Genomic DNA, 18,455 nt, shown 5'->3' with positions numbered 1-18,455 from the left:
CTTTTTTAAGAAGCAGGAAATGAAATATAAATTTTCAATCCCTTTTCGGTTTCAGTGTCAAAAATAATTTCTCCATGGATAGCTTCAATACGGGAACCCGTATTTGTCAAACCATTTTTATAAGTGATCCCTTCTGAAATGCCGATTCCATTGTCTGTATATTGAATTTGTATGATATTATTTTTTCTTTCAAATTTGAAAACAACATGGGTGGCATGACTATGTTTTTTCATATTGACCAGAAGTTCCCGCATTACCTGGTAGATCTCTTCACGGGTAAATTCTTTCAGTGTATTCCAAATACTTTCATCATTTCCGGCCAGATAAGTTTTTACATTTTCGTTATTAAAAGATGCAATAAGAGTTGATATTCTCTTGCTGAATTCCTGCTTATTTTCGGAAGTAGTCTTCTCATAAGAAATATCTCTGGATTTTTCATATACAAACTCTAGCTCATCTAAAGCCTTTTCTTTATCAAAATGTTCCTGATTTTCTATTTTGGTCATTACCTGATAAATACCGTTGGCGACTACATCGTGAACCTTTTTGGAAAGATGAAGTTGATGCTCTTTTATTTTTAACTCATTTTCCCGCTGCAATCTTTTTTTTCTTCTTTTATACCATGCCCAAACACCAATAAGGCTTAAAGACAGAAATCCTAAAACAACATTCTGTTTTAAAATTCTGTTTTGTTTTTGAACTGTAATAATCTTTAATTGTTGGTTTTCTGCGTTCTTTTTTTCTACATCAAATTCTATCAGCGCAAATCTGTTTTTTGCCTTATCTCTGGACAGCTGAATACTATCATTCAGATACTGATATTCTGTAAAATAATCCTGTAAATGATCTCCTATATCATTTTTCACCAAGAACTCAAGTGCTTCTAGTCTATCATTAGGATTTTTGATTGCTTTTGCCAGGCGATATTTTTCATTGATATGGTAAAGGGCTTTGGCCTTATCAAAACATAAATAATATTCTGCAAGATGAGAATGACTGGATATCAGTCCGGACTTGTCATTGATTTTTTGTCTTAAAGAAAAAGCCTCTAATAAGCCTTTTTCAGCTTTATAATCATTGTTTTCAAGCCAGCTGATATAATTGTAATTGTCAAGAACTCTGGCATAATCTATATCATATTGTTGAAGACTTTTATCCTTAAGCAAAGATTGACAAATGCGGATTCCCTCGTAATACCTTTTCAGTTTTCCATATACATCGGCAATATTATTTTTAATGATAATCTTCTGATGTTTATCTGAACTTGCATACAAAGCCTTATGATACCAGACAAGAGCATCTTCATAATGTTTGAGGTTTTTTTCTGAAATTGCAAGATTGTTATAAATTGATGGCAGAAAGTTAGAATCTCTGGGTAGTTTTAAGAGATTTAAAGCATCAATAGCTCTTTCGTTACTGCTAAGATAATCACCAATATCATTTAGTATAATAGCTTTAGTTGTTAAACAGGATGCTATATTGGAAGAGTCATTCTTTAGTTTATAGATACTTTCTGCTTTTGAAAGTAGAGTAAAGGCCCTCTCATTATCATTATTATAGAGTTCGGTTGCTTCATTATACATTTTGTCCGCTTCAGCAGAAGGGGCTTTCACCAGAGGATTCTTGTTTTCGGAAAAGTTGCAGCTAACGAATAAAAGGAAGACTCCTAGAAATTTATACCCGGCATACATGATAATAATTGATAGCAACTAAAGGTATTAAAAAAAGGACAATTTTCATTGTCCTTTTGAGTAATTATTTTTTTGGAGGTAATATCTGTCCTGTCTCTCCACTTGTATCACCATCACTTCCGCTTTCTGCCATAGAGCTTCCAAGGTCTGTAGAGCTTGCTTCGGATTGTATAGTTACATTATTATTTGCAGTTGCTGATGTATTGGCATTATTATTTGAAAAGGTTAAGCCTAATAGCATCAAAATAAATTGGATCATTTCCTTTAAAATTTTCGAAGTTGAAACCGTATTTCTTCCTCTCGCGAAGTTTTTATCGCGAGCTGTACACTGTTAAAATTTCGAAGCGCTTCTTAATTTTTTAGGGAAGTGAACCTTTAAAAACGGAGGTGAAACATCTGCTTCCCAATCCGGAGTTTAACCTCTGTTTTCTCTGGTTTTTTGAAATCAGCTTTTTTTGTAATGATTAGTTTTTCGTTGATTTCTAAGGCAAATTTGCGGTAAAAAAGAAGTGACATGTTAGACAAAACATAGACATCAATAGACAGTAAATAAGTGTGGAGTTATTACGGAAATCCGTAATGTGGTATGATTGAAATTCATCTACTTTGTAATGCCCGAAAACACTGTTTATGTCCAAGAAAAAACTACTGATTAATGAAGTATTTGAGCAGGCAAGAAAAGAGTCAGAGAAAACCACAAAAAGTGGATTGGCTTCTTATCTGCATCTTTGTTTTATTGATAACCTGAAATTTTATGAAATTTCAGAGAAAACATTCATACGATATTATGAAGACTTTGTTGAAGGTAATAGCAGCAGGAATATTGAGCCGGAGAGACTGAATAAAATGAGCCAGTATATCGGATATAAAGATTTTACAGATTTTTCAAGGACCTTTATCAGGAATGATGAGAAAAAAAATCTGACCACAGTAAAAATAAGTGTGGATCAGGATGAAGAGATAATATCAGAAAGGCTTTCCAAAATCAATATTAATATCATCAATGAGCAGCATTTTAAAATGCCGGAATTTGTCAAGCAGAATAGCTTAGGCATGGTAGGAATATTTATCCTTGGAAGTTTTTTGATTGGGAATTATTATTGCTCTTCCGGAAACAGAAACAGAAATGAACCACTAAGTTTTTTCAGTATAGCAGGCATTGAAAAAAACTGTATGTATTGGGACAAAAACGAATATAAACCGACTGATTGTAAGGATGGAAATCCTTCATTGATTGTTGTTCCCAAGGATACGATTCAGATTAAATATTTCAAACGTATTACAAGGAAAGACACGCTTACAGTAGAGAATGCACTGGGAAAAACATGGTATTCAAAGGTCAATGGGAAAGTAGAGTTTTTTACGATGGATGGGATTGATCCGGAGAACAAGAAGGAATTAAAAAAATCAACTGCATATATTATTAAAAAATACTGCGGAAGAAATACTGATCCCATAATGTCAGAATAACTTTCCTTCACAATTATTTAAAATTCAATTAAAACAAATCCTTACTTATTCCATTAATTTCGTCTTATTTTAAGATGAATAAAAGAATATTCTCCTGTTTAATTTTTATATCTGCATTTCTATCGGCACAGAAACCTGCTCAGATAGCATTTCTTTCCGATGTACATTTTCAGGATTTATACGGTAGTTTTTCGGATCATGATTTTAAAGGAATTATAAATCCTAAAACAGGAAAACCTACTATTCTGAGAACAATGGATTCTCAATTGCATTCTACAAGAATTTTCAATGAGAACTATTTTGCTTTTCTCAAAGCGCTTGATGATATTGCTGCAAAAGGAATTAAAATCGTAGCCATGCCCGGAGACTTTTCAGATGACGGGCAGGCTTATAACCTTCGCGGGCTGCATGCTATTTTAGAACATTATCATCAGAAATATGGAATTCGTTTTTATTTGACAACAGGGAACCATGATCCGGTAGGACCTTTCAGAAACGATGGAGGGAAAGATGATTTTCTTGGAGAAGATGGAAAGACACTAGGGATTTACAGCAAAGAAAATATCGGAAAATCAACGGGTAAAGTGATCACAAAAGATATTGCTGAATCCGGATATCTTGAAATTTTGAATGAATTAAAAGATTTTGGGTTCTATCCTAAAAAAGAAGATTTCTACTGGGGTACACCCTTTGATCATGATTCTTTTAAAAATTATTCGTACAAAAAAGGGTTGCAGTCTGCGGATTATCACCAAAGAATGTATGAAGTTGCCAAAGGGTTTTCTGTCCCGGATTTAAGTTATGTTGTTGAACCTGTGAAAGATGTATGGATGATTGCTATAGATGGGAATACTTATGTTCCGAAAAACATCAATGAACACCCTGAAAATACGTCCAACTATAAAGGAGCGGCTATTGGCTATAATAATGTACTGACCAACAAACAGCATTTAATCCTATGGGTAAAAAAACTGGCTGCCGAAGCAAAGAAAAATAATAAAACCCTGATTGCTTTTACCCATTATCCTATGATTGACTTCAATGATGGAGCAACGCATGAAATTAAAAGCTTGTTAGGTGAGAAAAAGTGGCAATTGGAACGTGTTCCTCAGGAAGAAGTAGCAAAAGTATTTACTGAAGTAGGACTACAAATTCATTTTGCTGGGCATATGCATATTAATGATACCGGTATCAGAAGGGTAGGAGATAATATTTTGGTGAATGTTCAGGTGCCATCACTGGCAGCTTATCTTCCTGCGTATAAAGTTCTGACCATCCAATCTCCTGATAAGATGGAAGTGACAACCGAGGTTTTAAATGAAGTTCCCCGCTTCGATGAATTGTTTCCTCTATACGAAAAGGAATATGAAGTTTTACAAAACAGCACAGGTAAAATACTTTGGAATAAAGATATTTTAAAGACAAAATCCTATCATGATTTTATGCTCTTTCATTTAAAAGAACTGGTTCGCCTACGGATGATTCCGGATGACTGGCCAAAAGATTTTATTGAAAAGACTAAAAATTTAAATGGTGAAGACCTTCTCTTACTCATTCATAATAAAGATCAGTTAAAAAAGAAAAGAATCAGATCTGAAGATTTTAAAAACTGGTCTTTTGATGATCTGTTATTGGATCTATATAAGTTTCAGTCTGCAGATGAGCTGGCAGGAAAGGATATTCCCGAAGAGAGACTGAAGCAGTATCAGTTATTGGAGAAATTGTACAAGGAGCAAGACTCGAAAGATGACCCATTTGTTCAGCAGTTGAAATCTGTTTTTAGAATCCTTTCATTACTTTCCCATGGAGATCCTGCAGATCATTTTGAAATAGACTTGAGGAGGAAAGAAATAAGAAAGCTCTAAATCTCTGTGCTTTATAAACATTTGCCTTATGTTTAATAGATTGGTTGTGTCTATTCGTGAAAAGCATTAGTGTTTAAAATTAAAATGCTTCGACTAAGCTCGGCATTACATGGCTAATACTAACTGCTTTAAAATACTTTGCGGTGATTAAATACAAGAAATTGTATTCTGTTTTCCTGTGTTATTTGTGAAAAACATTAACGTCATTAGTGTTTGAAAAACAGAAAGGCTGCCCTTTCAGACAGCCTCCTCAATTATAAATCTAATAGCAAAACAGGACTATTTTCCTGTTACAGGGTTCATTCTTTCATAAGTGTTATTATCAAAACTTACCTTATAATTGGATTTGAATAATTTGCTTGGATAATAATAATCTGTTGTAATGATTTGCGCGCCGCTTTCCTTAGCTTTCTCAAACCTTGAATAATCCTCACTTCGTGCTTCCATGGTATCGGCATCAGCTCTGGTACGAATGATGTATCCTTTTTTAACCAGATCTTTAATTACAATATCGTCTTTCTTGGGTTCATTCATAAATAAAACAGCAGATTCAGGAGTTCCCGGAGTGGAATTCGTGAAAATCATTCTCCCTTTTAATGAAGGATGATCTTTAATATACAAATCCCTGTTTTCTCCATTGTTATCCATTACAAAAAGGAATTTTCCTTTTACATCTCTTACTTTAGGCCAGTTTTTCTTTACAACAGCTTCATTAAGTGTTGTATAAGAACCACGGATATCATCCGGAATAATTATTTTATCTTTTCCCAGATATTTTTTTAACTCATTATCGAGATCATCAAAAAGTTTTGACGTATAATGTTCCGGCTCTGTTCCAAACTGATTGGCTTTTCCATCTTTAGGTTCAAGCGTTATAAAAACCGGATCGTGATCAGGATGTTTATCAGACCATTTTTTCAGATCCTTCAGACAGTCTTCTAATGTATAATACCATGTCTGATAATCAATATCTGTAATATGGATCATCTTATAACCCGGCTTTTTCATTTTACCTTCCGGATCAAAAGGCTCGGTGGTCTTTACCAGATCCAGAATTTTAGGATGGGCATATTTTCCTCCTTTGCTGTCTGCATATACATCAATTTCCAGATTTCTCAATCCCAGATCCAGCTGCTGAAGAATAGGGATGTGTTCATACTGAATCCTTGGCAGAGCGTTCAGGGTATCTTTTTGAGACAAATAACGATATACTTCAGGAAGAATCGCTTTTTTATAAGAATTATGAGATCCAATAACCTGAATTTCATTAATCTTTACATTATTCAGAGAATGGAATTGTGCCCACAACAGGTTGAAAGAAGATAAACAAATGCCAAGATAAACAGCCTTTTTCATTTCGATACATTTTAAACGCGAAATTAATTACTCTTCACAGGGAATGATTTATATATTATGTTAAGTAATTTTTAAAATTCTGTGAATAATAGAAAAATAATGGAATATAAATATTTGATATCTAGCCTGTTTCTATTCTCTCAAATTGAGATATTTATATTTTGTTGACTTTAAGATAATATTATGTTAAAATAGATTTGTGGTAGATCCTTTTACTTTGTATGCCGAAATAAAAACTAACCGTTGCCTGAAAAGAAAACCACTGTTGCGGGAACAACAGCGGCTTTTTGATAAGCAATGTAACGTCTTGCAATTACTTTACTTATTGATATGTACCACAAAATTAATTTTTTTAAGTTTAAAAAGCTAATTCCGATTGCATTAATTTTTTTGGTGGCGAACCAAGCTGATGCTAAAGGATTTACTTCAAACTATCCTGTGTTTTCGCAGGTAAACGAAACCATTTCCGGAAATGTAACGGATCAGAAAGGAGGTGCCATTGAAGGCGCTAAAATCACGGTTGTAGAAACCGGAGACACTGCTTCTACCGATGCATCGGGAAACTTTACTATTTCGGCCAATATCGGGCAGACCTTGTCTATTTCTTACGAAGGATATGGAACTCAGATGGTGAAAATCTCAAGTACTTCAGTTTCTGTAAAACTAGAACCCCCAAAAGGATCAACTTCTATTGAAGAGGTTACGCTGGTAGGGTATGGTTCTCAGAAGAAATCTGATTTAACAGGAGCAGTGAGCCAGCTGAAAGCCGAGAATTTCAAAGAAGGAATGAACATTTCCGTTGACAACCTGATGCAGGGAAAAATCGCAGGTGTCCGTATCGTTCAGTCTAGTGGAGAACCTGGAGCGGGAGTGAATGTTTCCATCAGAGGGATCGGTTCTATCCGAAGCGGAAGTACCCCTTTATTCGTTGTAGATGGAGTGCCTTTGAGTAACGATGCCGTAAGTGCTACAGGCCCGAATATCGGTTTAGGAAATGCTCAGGCAAAAAACCCGCTCAACTTTTTAAATACCAGTGATATTGAATCCATCACTGTTTTAAAAGATGCTTCTGCAGCAGCTATCTACGGAGCAAGAGGATCAAACGGTGTTGTTTTGGTAACGACAAAAAGAGGAAGAAAAGGGGAGCCTTTGTTTACATATGATACGTATTTAGGTTTTTCTTCAGTCATTAAAAAACTAGATCTGATGAGCGCTGATGAATACAGGTCGGCAGGAATCAACAAATTATACGACCATGGCGGAAATACAGACTGGCAGGATGAGATTTTCAGAAATGCAGTGTCTTCCAACCACTCAGTATCATTTTCAAAATCCACGGAAACCGGAAATTACTTTGCGTCTATCTCTCATATGGATCAGGACGGGATTATTCTGAATAGTGGTTTCAAAAGAACGACAGCCCGTCTGAATGCAGAAGAATCTTTCTTTGACAACAAACGATTAAAGATTAAGCTCAACCTTACGGCAAGTGACATCAAAGAAACCGGAATTCCGAACGGAGCCAACGCAGGTTCTGACGGCCAGGTGATTATCCATGCTTTGATGGCGAATCCTACACGTTCAGTATATGATCAGAACGGAAACTTTACCAACTTCAATATGAATGCTCATTACAATCCATTGTATCTATTGAGCGTTTACAATGATAAAACCAATACTTTCAGAGTGTTGGGGAATACAGAGGCCACATTGAGAATTTTACCGGGGTTGAATTATAAGTTTAACCTGGGGATTGATAAAACAATGTCTGAGAGAAATACAACCATGTATCCGAACATTACAGACAGAACGCCAAAAGGAATGTACGTTCAGGCTAATCTTGATTCCTATAATGTACTTTTGGAACATTACTTAACCTATGATATTAGTTTAAATAAACACAATTTCAGCTTATTAGGTGGTTTTTCATACCAGAAATTCAAAACTACAGGAACATATTTTGGAGTAAAAAATATTGCGAATCAGGGAGCAGGAATTTCTCCGGAAATCAATCCTGGGTATTCTGGGGAAGCATTTATTCCGGCTGCGGGATATGCTCAGGAGAATGAGCTGCAGTCTTATTTTGGAAGGGTAAATTATAATTTTGATAAAAAATATTTATTAACGGCTTCATTGAGAGCTGACGGTTCTACCCGTTTCGGTCAAAACAACAAATACGGATATTTCCCTTCTGTTGCAGTGGGATGGACAATTTCTAATGAAAATTTCCTGAAGGATTCTCAAATTATTAATGAATTAAAATTAAGAGGAAGCTGGGGACAAACCGGTAACCAGGAAGTTCCGAATAAGATTACTCAGGCGAGCTCTTCACTGTCGCCATCCGGAGGATACTATTTGTATGATAATTTGAACCTGATCAATGGAGTGGTGATCAACAGAACTCCCAACCCTGATCTGAAATGGGAAGTGGTGGAGCAGACCAATATTGGAGCAGACTTCAGCTTATGGAGAAACAAATTGTATGGATCACTAGAATACTACAACAAAGTAACAAAAGACCCGATTCTGAATATCCCTTCCAGACCCTTAAGCCCTACAAGCACGGTATGGAAAAATGTTGATGCCAAGATTGTCAATAAAGGCTTTGAATTCTCTTTAGGTTCAGAAATTATTAAAACTGAAAATTTCACATGGAACTTTGATGTCAACGGAGCTACGGTGAATAATGTAGTAAAAGACCTTCCGGTTTCGGCTATTTATTCAGGGGAGGTTTCAGGACCTGGGCTTTCCGGAGTGACAGCCAATATTTACAAGAATGGCTATGAAGCAGGATCTTTCTACATGCTGAATTATTTGGGAGTGGATGCCAACGGAAAATATATCTATGAAGATGTAAATGGTGACGGAAGAATTGATCAGAATGACAGAAAGATCTTTGAGGGAGCTATTCCGAATTTCACTTTCGGGATTAATTCTTATATGAAATACAAGAAGTTTGATTTCTCATTCTCTTTCATCGGACAAACGGGTGGCTACCTTGTGAATAATACTGCATTGGATTTAAATATCAACAACTTAGCTTCAGACAGAAACGTTTTGAAAAACTTCTACGAATCAGGAGCCAATTTCACCAATCAGCCTCAGCTATCATCCCTTTATCTTGAAAAGTCAGACTTTATCAGATTAAATAACGTGAAACTAGGATATACCTTCGATACCAGCCAGCTGAAGTTCCTCAGAAGCATCAATCTTTACGTAAGTGCACAAAACCTGTTCACTATTACAAGCTACACAGGGTATGATCCATTAGTGGATACAAACAAACAGGTAAGTGGAAACCAGTCACTGGGAATTGATTACACCACATATCCATCTGCAAAGACTTTCATTTTGGGAGCTACTGTTAAATTTTAATTGAAAAGAAATCATGAAATCTAAATTTTTAAATATCAATAAAATTATATTATCCATTGCTGTATTTTCTTTAATGGGATGTACCAATCTGGATGAAAAAGTGATCGATGAGGTATTGGGTTCTGAAACGGCAGATCCTGAAGCTGCTCTTGCCGCTGCTTACAGCCAGCTGGGAGACGGAACTTTTGTAGACCACGGAAACGTTTTTGCCTTGCAGGAATATTCTACTGATGAAGCGTTATTACCAACAAGAGGAAGCGACTGGGGTGATGGCGGAAAATGGAGAGCGATGCATGAATTCTCATGGGATGCAGGCAGTGATGTAGTAAAAACAACCTGGAATTCCCTGAATTTTGGAATTACAAAGTCTTTGACAGCCATTTCAAGTATTGAAAAAAGCAACAGTACCAACAGGGCTTTATTTTTAGCTGAAGCAAAAGGACTATTGGCCTACTATACGTATACAACGATTGATCTTTTCGGGCAGGCTCCTTACAGAGATCCCAATAATATTAATGCTCCTATTCAGATTAGAAAAGCAGAAACTACCATTGATGCTTTGATCACTGAAGTGGAAGGGCTTATTCCCAATCTGGCAGATATTAAGACACAGAACACGCACGCCGGAAGATTTACGAAACAGGCAGCCTATGCATTTCTTGCAGATATGTACCTGAACAGAGCTGTTTTGAAGAATAAAACTGCAGGATCTTTTAACTTTTTGGAACAGGCGGTGAATGGTTCAGGAACGGATATGGATAAAGTAATTGAGTATTCCAATTTGTTGATCAACAATCCAAATTTCAGCTTGGAGTCTAACTATTTCCACAATTTTGATATCAATAATGATACAAGTAAGGAAATGATCTTCTCTATTGTTCAGAAGAAGAATACAGACAAAACTTCAGATAATGACCTTGCGTACATGTCTATGGAAAGAATCCAGAAACCATCTCCAGACAACAGAGGAACCAATGCCTCATGTATCACCCCGGAATTCTATTATTCATGGAACGGAAATCATGATGATCCACGTTTTCAGAGATCTTATCAGTATGCGGATGGAACATGGTTCAGAAATGACGGAACAGATGTAAGTGTACCATCATCAAGTAAAGTAGAAGGAACCGGAAAACCATGGTTTCATTTCAACAGAGGGTTGCAGGTAGGCCAGCAATACGGTCCTAAGCTTCTTGCAGACGGAAACTTTGATATGACATCAGACGGAAGAATTAAGGTCTACAAATTATTTACCGAAAAAAATACCACGCTTGCTGCAGATTTCACTCCTGAACTGAATTTTGACAACCCTTCTGAATCTGTATTTACACAGGCTCAGATCAACAGAGGAGTAAGAAACTTTAAATTTGAATTTGATCCAGGCTATGGAAACAACGGAACAAGCGGAATGGATGTGCCATTGTACAGATTAGGAACTATCTATATGATGAGAGCAGAAGCCTACTTAAGAAGCGGGAATTTAGCGGGAGCTTTGGCTGATGTCAATAAACTGAGAACAAGCAGAACAAATGATGCTTTAAAGAACAATACTCCGGGAGTTGCCATTGCTTCTTTAGATGAGAATACACTGTTTAAAGAATCAGGATATGAACTGTATTGGGAGATGTACAGAAGAAAGGCGATGATCAGATTCAAGAAATTTGATTTACCGGGAACAGCGAAACCTGCTTCTCAGCCTTACAGAAGGATTTTCCCAATCCCTCAGGCAACCATTGATGCCTCAAAAGATTTTACACAGAATCCAGGATATTAGTTTTTTCATATAAACAATTATTTTTTGCGTCAAACAAGAAGCGAAGAGATTTCCTCTTCGCTTCTGTTATTTTATATGGGATTTGCCGAAACTTAAAATATCACGTTTTATTCTGCATTCAACATTCCCAGTTCTCCGAAATGTTTTTTGAATTTCTGAATTTTAGGACCTACCACAGCGCTGCAATAAGGTTGTGTCGGGTTTTCGTTGTAATATCCCTGGTGGTATTGTTCTGCTGCCCAGAATTTATCGAATTTCGTTAATTCTGTCACGTAAGTTCCAGCCCATCTTCCTGATTCCTGAGATACTTTGATCGCTTCCTCAGCCTTTGATTTCTCAGCATCATCTTTATAATAAATTACAGAACGGTATTGAGTCCCGATATCATTCCCCTGTCTGTTAAGTTGAGTAGGATCATGCAAAAAGAAAAATACATCCATCAGTTGTTCATAAGAAATAATAGCTGGATCATAAGTGATCTGCACCACTTCTGCATGTCCTGTCTCTCCAGTGCAAACTTCCTGATACGTCGGGTTATCTTTATGTCCACCGGAATATCCTGAAATAGCAGACTGTACTCCCTTAAGCATATTGAAACAGCTTTCCACACACCAGAAACATCCGCCTCCGAAAGTAATCTGTTCTAAATTATTGTTGTCCATTTTGCGTAATTATATTGTTTTATGATCTTTTCCAGACACGGAAAAAGCTGATCAAAAGTATGAAAAACTTTTTCATTTGAACATGATTTTATGTTGTAAACTCAAATTGCAATGATAGATGTGACAAATGATTTTAAACACAATTAGCAAACATTTTTATAGGTGAATGTAGAATATAAAATAACAGAGATAACACCAGGTTTTTTTAGGCAGTTAGTATTAGCAGTGTCATGCTGAGCTGGGTCGAAGCATCTCAATTAGGATGAATTCTATCCTCCCATTTTAGTTTTAAACACAAATAACACCAATGTTTTCACAAATAAGCACAAGGAAAGCAAAACGTACTTATCTGTGAAATATACGATGCCAGAAATAATGTCAAAAGTCTCTTAAAGCATGTAGTATTAGCAATGTCATGCTGAGCGGAGTCGAAGCATCTTAATTAAGCTGAATTTTTAATCTTAAGGACAAATAACACCAATACTTTCACAAATAAACACAAAGAAATACAACATAATCATCTGTGAAAATCTGTGTAATCTGTAGTGAAAAACAAAAGCACCCTAAAAAAGGATGCTCTATATTATTAAAATAGCGTTCAGTTATTTTTCCCAAACCAAAGCACTTGCTCCAAGAATGGCAGCATCTGCTTCGTCAAGTTCACTGAATACCAGTTTCACTTTATTTCTGAAAATTGGAAGAAGGTTTCTTTCCATATGAAGTTTAGCCGGCTTTAAAATAAAATCTCCTGCTTTGATTACTCCTCCGAAAAGAAGAATAGCTTCAGGCGAAGAGAACATCACAAAATTGGCTATTGCTTCACCCAGCTTCTGACCTGTATATCTGAAAACCTCAATAGCAATCGGGTCTTCATTCATAGCACATTCGTATACTGTTTTAGAATTGATCTCGTCTTCAGGATACTGGTTCAGCATAGATTCCGGGAACTCCGCTCTCATTTTCTTAGCTGTAATGGTAATTCCTGTAGCAGAAGCATAGGCCTCCAGGCTTCCTTCAGAACCTGTACTCCAGTGTTTTCTACCCCCTGGTTTTACAATCGTATGTCCCAATTCCCCGGCAAATCCATCATGTCCATAGATTAAGCTTCCGTTAGCAATAATTCCACTTCCTACGCCTGTTCCCAGGGTAATCATGATAAAATCTTTCATCCCTCTTGCTGCTCCGAAAAGCATTTCTCCCAGTGCTGCAGCATTCGCATCATTGGTTACTGTACAGGGCAGATTAAATTTTGCAGTCATCAGTTCAGCGAAAGGAATTACTCCTTTCCAGGGAAGGTTTGGAGCCAGTTCTATGGTTCCTTTGTAATAGTTGGCGTTCGGTGCGCCAACCCCGATTCCGTCAAAGTGTGCTTCTGTACCATACTTTTCCATCATTGGACGAACATGTTCATATAAAGCATCGATGAAATCTTCCACTTTGTCATAGGCATCAGTTCTCAGATTTCCTTTATCCAGAACTTCTCCACGGTGGTTTACGATTCCGAATTTAGTATTGGTTCCGCCGATGTCAACTCCAAGGGCAACTTGTTTTGATAAATCTATTAATGACATTTCTATTATTAAATTCTAGGGGCTAAAATTATAAAAAAGATTGTATTAATAGATTATTAACTCCGTTTTATTTAATATGTTAAACTGGTTTTGCCGGTTTTTTCTTTTTTCTTCCCCACCAGATCATAAATCCGGTTACCGGAAGAGAGGCACAGATAATACTTACAACAAATGCAATGATCTTGGTTGGAAGCCCTAAAATAGCGCCTACGTGAATATCATAATTGGCGCTCACTACCTTTTCCCCAAAGTTTTTGTCCTTCGGATCATGAGTATGAAGAAGCTCTCCTGAGTTTTCATCAAAGATTAAGCTGCTGCTTTTATGATAAGAATAAGAAAGGTGTTTCACATACACCTCAAAGTTCGGATGCTCATGGTCATCCATATGTGGATGTCCTAAGTCTATGGCAAAACCGTAGGAATCAGGATATTTTGTCTGTACTGTATTGATGATTTTATCCAGTGTTCCTTCTGTTCTCAGCTCAATAGGAGCTTTTGTTTTAATGTGTGAGAAGTCAGGGTATTTGGTTTCTCCACCGGAAAATATCACATAAATCATTGCCTGCACTACAAAAAATGCATAGAAAAGCCCTGTAATAGAGAATATTAACGCGAAAATTGAGGCATAAAACCCTAATACATTATGAAGATCATAGTTTTTTCGTTTCCAGCTTTTAATATTTTTCCATTTGAAAGCAAAACGCTGTTTTCTTGCTGCTTTATTTTTGGGCCACCATAGAATAATCCCGGAGATCAGCATAATAATAAAGATAATAACAGGAATTCCTACCACATAAGTTCCCCAGTCCTGTTTTAAAAGGTAGCTCCAGTGGATCATTTTTACAATGTTGAAGAAGCCGTTTTTCTCATCATATACTCTCAGTACTTTTCCGGTGTATGGGTTTACATAAGCTTGTTTGTAGATAGGAAATTCATCAAAATAGTTCCAGGCATCCGTATTATGCTCATACCAGAAGAACATATAAGACTGCGTCTTGTCAATAGGAACGTTTACCCAGTGGATTGGGTATTTCTCTTTTACCTGCTCCGCAACAGCCTTTTCCATCACTCGGATAGGAAGTACCTGTTTCTGCTCGATATTTTGCTCATGATGGTACATGACATCTTTTCGGGTGACATTTTCTACTTCATCCTTAAAAACGTATAATGCTCCTGTAATAGAGATAATAAAGATCAGAAAACCTATTCCCAATCCAAACCACAGGTGCAGCTTGGCAGACCATTTCTTAAAGAATCCAGGTTTCTTTTTATGATGATGATTTTTCTTCATATAGCAGTAAAAAGTAAAGCAAAGATATGTTTTACTTTTTATTTAGTTTAATTAAAATTTATATTCAATCATGAATGTTCCTCTTAATCCAAGAGCATTCGTGAAGTCACTGTCTCTGGCTGTCCACCATGAAATAGCAGGCTGATATACTTTGTTGAATAGGTTTTCAATACCTAATGACAGCCTCCAGTTGCTGCTAACTTCATAACTTGATTTGAAATTAAAAACAGTATATTCAGGAACAAACCCCTCACCGTAGGCATATTGTCCCGTTTTAGCATTAGGTTCAAATCTGTTTTGCTGGAAAGAGTGAAGCATATCAAGACCAACGGATAAAGCAGGAACAGGCCTCGCCTGAACATAAGCCAGTACTTTAGGTGCAGAAATTCTGCTGTTGTTGATTTTTGCAGAATAATCACCGTCATCTTTTACAGAAGTAATTCCTTCCATCCAGCTGTAGCTTCCTCCAAACTGAATCCATTTTGTAGGGGTAAAGTGTAAAAATCCCTCCACTCCGTATACTATCTCCGGAGATCTCTGAATCATTAATGCCCTGTCCGGACTTTGTACAAATGATGCACCTAATTTAGATGTACTCACATAAGAGGTTAGTTCATAATTCAGCCAGCTTGAAAGTTGTCCTGTTGCACCCAATTCATAGTTGTTAACGATAATGGGTTTTGTTTCCAGGCTATTGATGGTTTCAGAGGTTGAGGTTCTTAAGATTCTTCCTAATTCATTGATAGAGTAAGCCTGAGAGAAGCTTCCGAAAAGGTTGATATAAGGCTCAATATTATAACGGATACCAATATTTCCAACCAATGCATTATAGTTCAGTTTTCCGCCGGCAACAGGAATACTTTTGGTGAAAGTTCCGTCACTTTTCAGGGTAGAAAGCGTATTGAAGTCATCTACATTTACTTTAATATTTTCGTAGCGAAGACCTCCTTTGATGGTTAATTTTTTAAACAGATCAATTTTTGCCAGCACGAAAGGCGCAATATTGGTCATACTCATGTTCGGAGTCCAGAAACGGCCGTCTTCCAGCTTTTGTACAGTTTCATCATTCAGAATATCAGCTCCGTAGATGATTTCTCCCTGAGAGTTGGCTGAATTCCAAAGCTGGGTGTCAAAATTGAATCTTGCTCCAGCTTTTTTTGAAATGACATTAGACTGACCGCCATTGAAAAACGTATCGCTGTATCCGTAAACGGTTTTGAAATCCTGATAATAAAGGTTGATATTCAAAGAAGTTCCGGCAAACAGGTTCTTATTGTCATAGCTCAATCTGATGTTATGGTTTTTAGGAGTTCCCTGAGGCGTTGTTTCCAATCCTTTTCCAATTCCTTCCCCAATGGTAGGCGTGATGCCGTATTTTCCTGTTTTTAATCCTACATTCAGATCTGATCTTGAAGAATAACCGATATAAGATGCTTCAATTCTTTGATTCTCGTTGATATCATAACCTACTTTCAGCAATCCGTTGTAGTTGTCCATTTTGGCAATACTGTAGGTTGGACTTATCAAAACACCATCTCCATCTTTTGTATATCCCGTTCTTTCGTAGGCTAATGAAAGGGTATAGTCAAACTTATTGATCTTTCCGGATAAAAGCTGGCTGGCTCTTACTCCTAAAGTACCACCATATGGCTGTCCGGTAAGGCCAATCTGTGAAATTCCGGAAATCTTTTTATCTGATTTGTTTCTTTTTGTAATATAATTGATGATCCCTCCGTCTGCACCGTTTCCGTAGATGGAAGATGCACCTTTGATCACCTCGATTCTTTCGATGGCTGAAGGGTCGATAGTTCTTAAATCTCTTGCTCCGTTACGAAGTGGGGTAGACTGTGGAATTCCATCGATCAAAACCAAAACCTGGCGCCCTCTTAACGTCTGTCCGGAGTTGGAAGTCTGCCCGGAATTGGTTCCTAAACTGGGAACCGTATACTGCAGGATGCTTGTAATATCTGAGTTAACAGTCAGCTGAGACTGAATCTGTTTTTCTCCTACCACTGTGATAGAGCTTGGAACTTCTTTTATGTTTTCCCTTTTTCTGGAGGCAGTCATGACAACCTCGTCTACATTTTTAGTTTGTAGAGTATCTTTTACCTGGGCAAAAACGGCAGTTGTTCCTAGACAGGCAGCTGATAAAAGCGCTTTTTTCATTATATTTTCTTTCCTTTTTTCTTTCTTTTTCCCCACCAAACCAGGAATCCGGTTACAGGGAGTGATGTACATGTCAGGCCGGCCATAAACCAGATGATTTTTCCAATGATTCCGAAGTAGGATCCGGTATGGATATCATAATTAGCGTTGGAATATTTCTCGGCAGTATTGAGATTGTGATGAGGTTTGTTGGCCAGTAGTTTTCCGGAGTATTTATCAAATGTCAGGATGTTTCTTTCGCTGTATCTTCCATCCAGTCCGTAAACCGTTACCGGAAGGCTCTTCAGTTCTTTTCCTTTTTTATTCTTTCCGTTTAGATTAATTCTGAAGCTGGAGGATTTTGCATATAGCTTTTCTGTCTGTGCCGCAGCCAGATCAAAAACAGCTTCATTTTTAGCCATCAGAGAGTCCGGAGATTTTCTTTCTTTTTCCTTTGGAAGCTCCCATGAGCCTGATAAGGCAAATGTGAATGTATTTTTTACATAAGGATAAGCAAAATAAAGCCCTGTAACACATAGAAGCAAAGCAATAAATGATGCATAAAATCCAAGTACATTATGAAGATCATAATTTTTACGCTTCCAGTTTTTTACATTTTCCCAATTGAACCAGAAACGTCCTTTTCTGGCATTTTTATTTTTAGGCCACCATAAAATGATTCCTGTAATCAGCATAACAATGAAAAGAACGGTTGGGATTCCTACGGTGTATGGTCCCCATTCTGAGTTGAGCAGCAGTCCCCAGTGGAGGTATTTCAAAATACTAAAGACATCATATTTTTCATTGTAAACAGCAAGGATTTGCCCGGTATACTGATTCACATAAATCAACTTGTTGATGCGTACCTGCTGAAAATAGTTCCATCCCTTTTTGCTTTTATCATAGTACTCAAACTGATAGGATTTCGTTTTGTCCAATGGAATTTCTACAGCACTTACAGGATATTTTTCATTAAGTTCCAGCGATACTTTTTCACGAAGAAGGTTAATCGGTAAAGATTTTGTTCCGATCTCCTCTTTTTTCAGATAAATAGCTTCTTTTCGCAGGCTATTCTGTATTTCGTCCTTAAAAACATATAAAGTCCCCGAAAGAGAGACTATAAATACAATAATACCAACAGATAAACCAAACCACAAATGAAGTTTGGCTGACCATTTTTTTGAAGGAGCTTTCTTTGTATGATGATGCTTTTTTCTCATAGCAAAAAGTTAACCCCGGGGAGGGGCTAACCTTT

General features: G+C 36.8%; 12 protein-coding genes. 4 read left to right on the top strand and 8 right to left on the bottom strand.

Features of this window, described 5'->3' with window-relative positions; all coding sequences use genetic code 11:
* Positions 1 to 5: 5 nt before the first annotated feature.
* Complete coding sequence (locus LKL37_RS14460) at positions 6 to 1,709, bottom strand: tetratricopeptide repeat-containing sensor histidine kinase (protein ID WP_431611236.1); 1,704 nt, start codon at positions 1,707 to 1,709, stop codon at positions 6 to 8.
* Positions 1,710 to 1,755: 46 nt separating this feature from the next.
* A complete protein-coding gene (locus LKL37_RS14455) occupies positions 1,756 to 1,950 on the bottom strand; it encodes a hypothetical protein (RefSeq protein ID WP_431611235.1) in 195 nt (64 codons plus the stop codon).
* 371 nt (positions 1,951 to 2,321) lie between these two features.
* On the opposite strand from LKL37_RS14455, the gene LKL37_RS14450 reads away from it, so the two are divergent.
* Together LKL37_RS14450 and LKL37_RS14445 are read left to right on the top strand one after the other, a co-directional pair.
* Positions 2,322 to 3,161, top strand: coding sequence for a hypothetical protein (locus tag LKL37_RS14450; protein ID WP_431611234.1), 840 nt, complete (start codon positions 2,322 to 2,324; stop codon positions 3,159 to 3,161).
* A 74-nt stretch (positions 3,162 to 3,235) separates the two neighbouring features.
* Entirely contained in the window at positions 3,236 to 5,026 is a 1,791-nt protein-coding gene (locus tag LKL37_RS14445) for a metallophosphoesterase (RefSeq protein WP_431611233.1), read from the top strand.
* Between the two features lie 279 nt (positions 5,027 to 5,305).
* Here the strand turns inward: LKL37_RS14445 and LKL37_RS14440 are convergent, their stop codons facing one another.
* Positions 5,306 to 6,382, bottom strand: coding sequence for a phosphatidylinositol-specific phospholipase C1-like protein (locus tag LKL37_RS14440; RefSeq protein WP_431611232.1), 1,077 nt, complete (start codon positions 6,380 to 6,382; stop codon positions 5,306 to 5,308).
* Between the two features lie 330 nt (positions 6,383 to 6,712).
* Here LKL37_RS14440 and LKL37_RS14435 point away from each other — a divergent pair, with 330 nt between their 5' ends.
* Together LKL37_RS14435 and LKL37_RS14430 are read left to right on the top strand one after the other, a co-directional pair.
* Positions 6,713 to 9,757 carry a SusC/RagA family TonB-linked outer membrane protein gene (locus LKL37_RS14435; RefSeq protein ID WP_431611231.1) on the top strand — a complete coding sequence of 1,015 codons (3,045 nt, stop codon included), beginning with the start codon at positions 6,713 to 6,715 and terminating at the stop codon, positions 9,755 to 9,757.
* A 13-nt stretch (positions 9,758 to 9,770) separates the two neighbouring features.
* A complete protein-coding gene (locus LKL37_RS14430; protein WP_431611230.1) occupies positions 9,771 to 11,531 on the top strand; it encodes a RagB/SusD family nutrient uptake outer membrane protein in 1,761 nt (586 codons plus the stop codon).
* Between the two features lie 107 nt (positions 11,532 to 11,638).
* Here LKL37_RS14430 and msrA read toward each other — a convergent pair whose 3' ends face one another.
* The 5 genes from msrA to LKL37_RS14405 form a co-directional block, all read right to left on the bottom strand.
* A complete protein-coding gene (gene msrA, locus LKL37_RS14425) occupies positions 11,639 to 12,193 on the bottom strand; it encodes a peptide-methionine (S)-S-oxide reductase MsrA (RefSeq protein ID WP_431611229.1) in 555 nt (184 codons plus the stop codon).
* 602 nt (positions 12,194 to 12,795) lie between these two features.
* Entirely contained in the window at positions 12,796 to 13,764 is a 969-nt protein-coding gene (locus tag LKL37_RS14420; RefSeq protein ID WP_431611228.1) for an ROK family protein, read from the bottom strand.
* A gap of 79 nt (positions 13,765 to 13,843) precedes the next feature.
* A complete protein-coding gene (locus LKL37_RS14415; protein ID WP_431611227.1) occupies positions 13,844 to 15,055 on the bottom strand; it encodes a PepSY-associated TM helix domain-containing protein in 1,212 nt (403 codons plus the stop codon).
* 51 nt (positions 15,056 to 15,106) lie between these two features.
* Positions 15,107 to 17,221: a TonB-dependent receptor gene (locus tag LKL37_RS14410; protein WP_431611226.1), complete on the bottom strand. Its 2,115-nt coding sequence runs from the start codon at positions 17,219 to 17,221 to the stop codon at positions 15,107 to 15,109.
* Positions 17,221 to 18,420 carry a PepSY-associated TM helix domain-containing protein gene (locus tag LKL37_RS14405; protein ID WP_431611225.1) on the bottom strand — a complete coding sequence of 400 codons (1,200 nt, stop codon included), beginning with the start codon at positions 18,418 to 18,420 and terminating at the stop codon, positions 17,221 to 17,223. The genes LKL37_RS14410 and LKL37_RS14405 overlap by 1 nt, the downstream gene beginning before the upstream one ends.
* Between the last annotated feature and the right edge of the window lie 35 nt (positions 18,421 to 18,455).

Source organism: Chryseobacterium sp. 'Rf worker isolate 10', assembly GCF_050753305.1.
In the GTDB taxonomy this organism is placed as follows: Bacteria; Bacteroidota; Bacteroidia; order Flavobacteriales; family Weeksellaceae; genus Chryseobacterium.
The sequence above is the reverse complement of the archived record's forward strand: the minus strand, read 5'-3'. Positions and strand labels throughout refer to the sequence as shown.

Bases quoted from the DNA above. Each gene is read 5' to 3' on its own strand.
- LKL37_RS14410 (WP_431611226.1), bottom strand. From the start codon at position 17,221: ATGAAAAAAGCGCTTTTATCAGCTGCCTGTCTAGGAACAACTGCCGTT.
- LKL37_RS14430 (WP_431611230.1), top strand. From the start codon at position 9,771: ATGAAATCTAAATTTTTAAATATCAATAAAATTATATTATCCATTGCT.
- LKL37_RS14405 (WP_431611225.1), bottom strand. From the start codon at position 18,420: ATGAGAAAAAAGCATCATCATACAAAGAAAGCTCCTTCAAAAAAATGG.
- LKL37_RS14455 (WP_431611235.1), bottom strand. From the start codon at position 1,950: ATGATCCAATTTATTTTGATGCTATTAGGCTTAACCTTTTCAAATAAT.
- LKL37_RS14420 (WP_431611228.1), bottom strand. From the start codon at position 13,764: ATGTCATTAATAGATTTATCAAAACAAGTTGCCCTTGGAGTTGACATC.
- LKL37_RS14435 (WP_431611231.1), top strand. From the start codon at position 6,713: ATGTACCACAAAATTAATTTTTTTAAGTTTAAAAAGCTAATTCCGATT.
- LKL37_RS14445 (WP_431611233.1), top strand. From the start codon at position 3,236: ATGAATAAAAGAATATTCTCCTGTTTAATTTTTATATCTGCATTTCTA.
- LKL37_RS14415 (WP_431611227.1), bottom strand. From the start codon at position 15,055: ATGAAGAAAAATCATCATCATAAAAAGAAACCTGGATTCTTTAAGAAA.
- LKL37_RS14450 (WP_431611234.1), top strand. From the start codon at position 2,322: ATGTCCAAGAAAAAACTACTGATTAATGAAGTATTTGAGCAGGCAAGA.
- msrA (WP_431611229.1), bottom strand. From the start codon at position 12,193: ATGGACAACAATAATTTAGAACAGATTACTTTCGGAGGCGGATGTTTC.
- LKL37_RS14440 (WP_431611232.1), bottom strand. From the start codon at position 6,382: ATGAAAAAGGCTGTTTATCTTGGCATTTGTTTATCTTCTTTCAACCTG.